Consider the following 4,617-nt stretch of genomic DNA (forward strand, 5'->3'; position numbering starts at 1 on the left):
GGAAGAGCGGGAACTGTTAAAAAAGGCGGCGGCCTTCTTCGCCAAAGAATCGAACTGAGGTACGGCTTCATCGAGGAGCATCGGGGCACGTTCAGCACTGCCCTGATGTGCCGAGTGTTTGAAGTCTCTCGCAGTGGCTATTACGAGTGGCGAACTAGACCGTCCAGCCAGCGAGTCCGGGATGATCAGGCGTTGAAGGCCAGTATTCGTGAACATCATAAAAAAAGCCGCTCAACCTATGGAACACGGCGTATTCAAAAGCAACTGGCTGAAGACGGAGAAACCGTCAGCCGCCGTCGAATCGGTCGATTGATGGGTGAAGAGGGCCTTGAGTGCAAGATGCGGCGCAAGTTCAAAGCGACGACCAATTCAAAGCATAACAAGCCGGTAGCCGCGAACCTGCTGAATCGTAACTTCACGGCATCAGAGCCTGATCAGGCTTATGTCGGTGATATCACCTATATCCCGACACGGGAGGGCTGGCTGTACCTAGCCGTCTTCATTGACCTTTGCTCACGAGCGGTCGTCGGATGGTCCATGGATAGCCGGATGCCGGCAGCGTTGGTGAACGACGCGCTGACCATGGCGATCTTTAAGCGTCGGCCAGCAGCCGGTCTGCTGGTTCACAGTGACCGTGGCAGCCAGTATGCCTCGGATAGTTTCCAGGGCTTGCTCAAGCAGCATGAGTTCAAGTGCAGCATGAGCCGCAAGGGTAACTGTTGGGACAACGCCCCGTCAGAAAGCTTCTTTCATACTCTAAAGACCGAGTTGGTGTATCACGAGGACTTTAAGACGCGAGAGGAAGCGAGGCAGGCGATCTTCGAGTATATCGAGGTATTTTATAATCGGGTGCGGCTGCACTCCAGCAACGACTATATGAGTCCAGCGGACTATGAATCGAGGCTACGTGCAGCCGCTTAAAAAAGTGTCCGGAAAACTGTTGCCAGATCAGTAAGCGAATTGCCATTCTAATGGCGGTGATCCCACCGCAGATTGTTCTGGGTGCCTACATCGCCTTCAGTGAAGAGGTGATTTTTGATGTCTATGAGGTTTGTGGCCGTGCTTGGCCGTTGGATCCTCTCGATGATCAACGTATTGGCGGCCTGCTGACCTGGATTCCAGCCACCATGATGAGCGCTCTTGGAGTGCTTATTGTTCTTAGCTTTATGTTCCGTGACGCTCGAAATGAGGATACTGTTCATGCTCCCCACCCAACTCGCTAAATTACCGCGATCAGCGAGCATCTGGTGCTCGACTTTTGTGTTGGCTTTCGGAATGCCCGGCACGCTGCTCGCTGCAGATTTGCAGATCTCTGATGCTCGTATACGACTACTGCCAGGCGATATTCCTGCAGCAGGCTACTTTACCCTCACGAATACCGGTGAAACAGGCACCACGCTGATAGGGGCGGATAGCTCGGCCTTTGATAACGTCACGATACATCAAAGTGTCAGTCAGGACGGTATCTCAAGTATGCAGCACGTAGAACAGTTAACAGTAGCGGCGGGAGAGCTAGTTGAGCTTGCTCCGGGGGGCTATCACTTAATGCTGATAAAGCGTAAGCACCCCATCGCCGTCGGCGACGAAATTGAAGTAACCCTCCTGTTAGACAACGGGCAGCAGCAGAACGTCAAGTTCCGCGCTGGAGCACCCACAACACAGTAGGAGCGAGCAGAATGCGCCAATGGATTATTCCGGTGTTCGTATCGCTATGGCTAATGGGGTGCGGTGAGCAAACGTGGCAGACCAAGGATATCTCAGGGCTTATGCCGCCGTTGGCATTTGATCTTGTTGATGAGAACGGTAATGACGTGACCGCCGATCAATTCCTTGGCAAGAGCACACTGCTTTTTTTTGGTTTCACTCATTGCCCTGATGTCTGTCCCACCACGCTTGCGCGCCTCGACACTGTCATCCAGCGCCTAGAGGAAACTTATCGCGATGATATCCAGGTACTTTTTGTCTCTGTAGATCCCCGTCGCGATAACCCAGCAACACTGAGTGCCTATACTAACGCTTTCGGCCATCAGTTCATTGGCCTCACGGGGGACAAAGCAGCGCTTGATGAGCTTACACGCCGCTATCGTGTTACCTACGGGTATGGTGAAGAAGATAGCAACGGCAACTACGATGTATCGCACTCCAGCGCGGTATTCGCCTTCAATGAACAGGGAGAGGCGCGTGTACTGATCCGCGATAGCGACCCCATGGAGGCTGTGGTGGCCGATGTTAAAAGGCTTGCCGATCAATGAGGCGCCTTAGCACTCATGCGATAGGCAGCCAGTAGGTCACGCCGCCCATGATTACCTTTATCCCATCTTCCTCTCGTTTTACAGCCTGCTGACGAAGTGTTTTCTTGGATACTTTCGTGTAATGAAAGTATTCCATAGCAGTGATGATCCATTGCTCCCTCCAAGCCTCCCCTTGATCAGCGCACTTAGCCATTTGCATCAAGGTGCGAGCCAACTTTTCTTTTCGCCGGTTTCTTGCCCGTTTCTCATTCACCCTAGGGGCCAGTGTGGTGGCATATTGTCGATTTAAAAAATTGATAAACCCCGTCACCGAGGCAGCTTGTCCAGGCACTGCCTGCAAATAGCTGTCTACATCGCCTTGTTGAGGCAGCCGCTGCCCCTCCTGGTCAGTAGCGAATAGCAATGCGGATGCCGCTCTTAGGGCAAGCCGTGCGGATGTGTGGGACGCTTTTCCCACCTCTATACGGGTTTCCAATTGAAGCCAATAGGCTTGCAGCACTTGGCCTGATAGCGAAGCGGACGGCATAGAACTGAGGCACGCTTGGATACGTCGTTTCTCTGAGTCGATCTTCTTTGCTTGGTGATCCAACTCTACCCCTTGCTCTTCATGCAACCATCGCATGGGCAGCCTCACTCGCCGCACCCCCTCCGCCCCGAAGTGATGAAGTAGCTCCGAATAGCTCGGTATCCGTGACCACGCCTGGTCGAGCTCAAGGAAGAAGGAGAAGAAATGATTGATCTTGAGGGCAGCTTTATGCGTCCCCGTGGTACGGATCAGCCATTCACCAAATTCCCCAATTGCCTCACTTAACGCTTTTGTGGTGATACCGGCTTGTCCAATGGTGATGCGTTTACGGCATGTTCGCGTCCTGTAACAGGGCTCACAGACATCGCCTCGACCCGCAGGCATAGGATGGCCACACGATGGGCAGGCAATCTCACCTTGCTCATAACAAACTTTGCACAATGCGTCACCGCTTGATGTCATGACCAATAAGCGATGTCGACGACACGCAGAGCAGGTACCGTGATCAGCCATCGCACAGCGTGGACATAAGCGATGATCATGCCCCATACGCGTCACTCGGGTAAGACGTTGAGATGCTTTCCCACACGCCTCGCAGGGCTCTGGTGCTTTGAAATAGGGAGCGCAGGCGTTACAGACAGGGCCGTAGGGAGTGACCTTGCCGATGGTGTAGTCTGAACTAGCTTTTCCACATCGTGCACACGGTTTGTCGACGTCGCACTGATGACAGGCGACGTCTGGATCATTTTTAGGCAGACGGGCTAACTCGCCACATCGTGGGCACATCCGCCGCTTAAACACACGAGCATAGCAAGTTGAGCAGTAACCATGACCATGACCCTTATGGCGTCGCCACAATTTAGAGACTTCTCGACCACACTCATCGCAGTCTACCGTTAGGTGTTGCTTCAAGAGGTTGGCTCCGCTTTCATTCTGCGTTTTAAACGCGCCTATGAGGCTCTAACGGCACGTTCCGACATGGGGCGATGAGCCGGTGGAACGCGGCGGCGATGCGGCCCATGGGGGTGGTGGGATAACCGTGTTATCAGCGCCAACAACACAACGGTGGGGTGACTTTCGGGGATCATGAAGCGCGCTCGTTTTGACCTTGAACGCGACCAGAGCGCTGAATATTTGATTGTCTGTCTAAGCGCTCGACATCTTGCTGCCAAGGGGGAATTAATCGCTCGCTGGTCCATGTCACCAATTGAAGGAGTGTGGCCTTTATCAGCTCTCTATGGTTAACGGATTGGCACCATATCTCGACCGGAAATGCTTGAATATTTTAGCCGCAAATCTTGGTTCAAAAGCTGGGGCAGAATCGCCCCAGCTCTCATAATCAGCGTGTCTACCGCGGCGAGCTCGGGGTATCCCTCCCTTTAACCAAGCTGCTGGAACATCCGTGAGAGGTTTATCGATGGTTGCAGGAATCCTAGTCAAGGCATTCGATAAGCTCCGCTCATCCGCGATTCGATCGGCAGAATTTTCTCGCTGACCATCTTTATTGATTATCAACCGGTGATATAGGGACAAATCCATCACTCGCTGGGCTGCAATTAAAAGGATATGTTTATCTTTAACCAGGTAGAGAGCCTGCAATGCTGTGCTGACGATGTCTTCCAGCGTATGAGCTGTAAGCTGGTATCAGGCCTGGAGTGTCTACGAAACCTGGGGCGATTCAAGAGTACGTGGCCCTGGACTCATAGATATCCATACTTGGAGAAATTAACCTTTCTCTGATGAACCCGCCTTATTCACGAGGGCGCTGATTGAGCGGTCTGAAGGTACTGGCTGTTGGCATTGCTTATCAGAATTCGCCTCTTCAGCGCGAGTGGCTGT

At 52.9% G+C, this 4,617-nt stretch carries 5 protein-coding genes; 4 read left to right on the forward strand and 1 reads right to left on the reverse strand.

The window, feature by feature from the left end:
• The 4 genes from ACQKE4_RS20090 to ACQKE4_RS20105 all read left to right on the forward strand — a co-directional run.
• On the forward strand, window positions 1–921 hold a 921-nt coding region (locus ACQKE4_RS20090; RefSeq protein ID WP_427389989.1), incomplete at its 5' end, for an IS3 family transposase.
• A gap of 38 nt (window positions 922–959) precedes the next feature.
• The gene (locus ACQKE4_RS20095; protein WP_427389991.1) at window positions 960–1,223 is read left to right on the forward strand and encodes a cytochrome c oxidase assembly protein; all 264 of its coding nucleotides are present in this window, start codon (window positions 960–962) and stop codon (window positions 1,221–1,223) included.
• Window positions 1,201–1,665, forward strand: a complete 465-nt coding sequence (locus tag ACQKE4_RS20100) for a copper chaperone PCu(A)C (RefSeq protein WP_339934648.1) — start codon at window positions 1,201–1,203, stop codon at window positions 1,663–1,665. Before ACQKE4_RS20095 ends, ACQKE4_RS20100 begins: the two co-directional genes overlap by 23 nt.
• An 11-nt stretch (window positions 1,666–1,676) precedes the next feature.
• Complete coding sequence (locus tag ACQKE4_RS20105) at window positions 1,677–2,252, forward strand: SCO family protein (RefSeq protein ID WP_339934647.1); 576 nt, start codon at window positions 1,677–1,679, stop codon at window positions 2,250–2,252.
• Between the two features lie 13 nt (window positions 2,253–2,265).
• Here the strand turns inward: ACQKE4_RS20105 and ACQKE4_RS20110 are convergent, their stop codons facing one another.
• Window positions 2,266–3,162: a hypothetical protein gene (locus ACQKE4_RS20110; protein WP_427389990.1), complete on the reverse strand. Its 897-nt coding sequence runs from the start codon at window positions 3,160–3,162 to the stop codon at window positions 2,266–2,268.
• Window positions 3,163–4,617: the final 1,455 nt, after the last annotated feature.

Source organism: Halomonas sp. NPDC076908, from assembly GCF_050269715.1.
Taxonomy (GTDB): Bacteria; Pseudomonadota; Gammaproteobacteria; order Pseudomonadales; family Halomonadaceae; genus Vreelandella.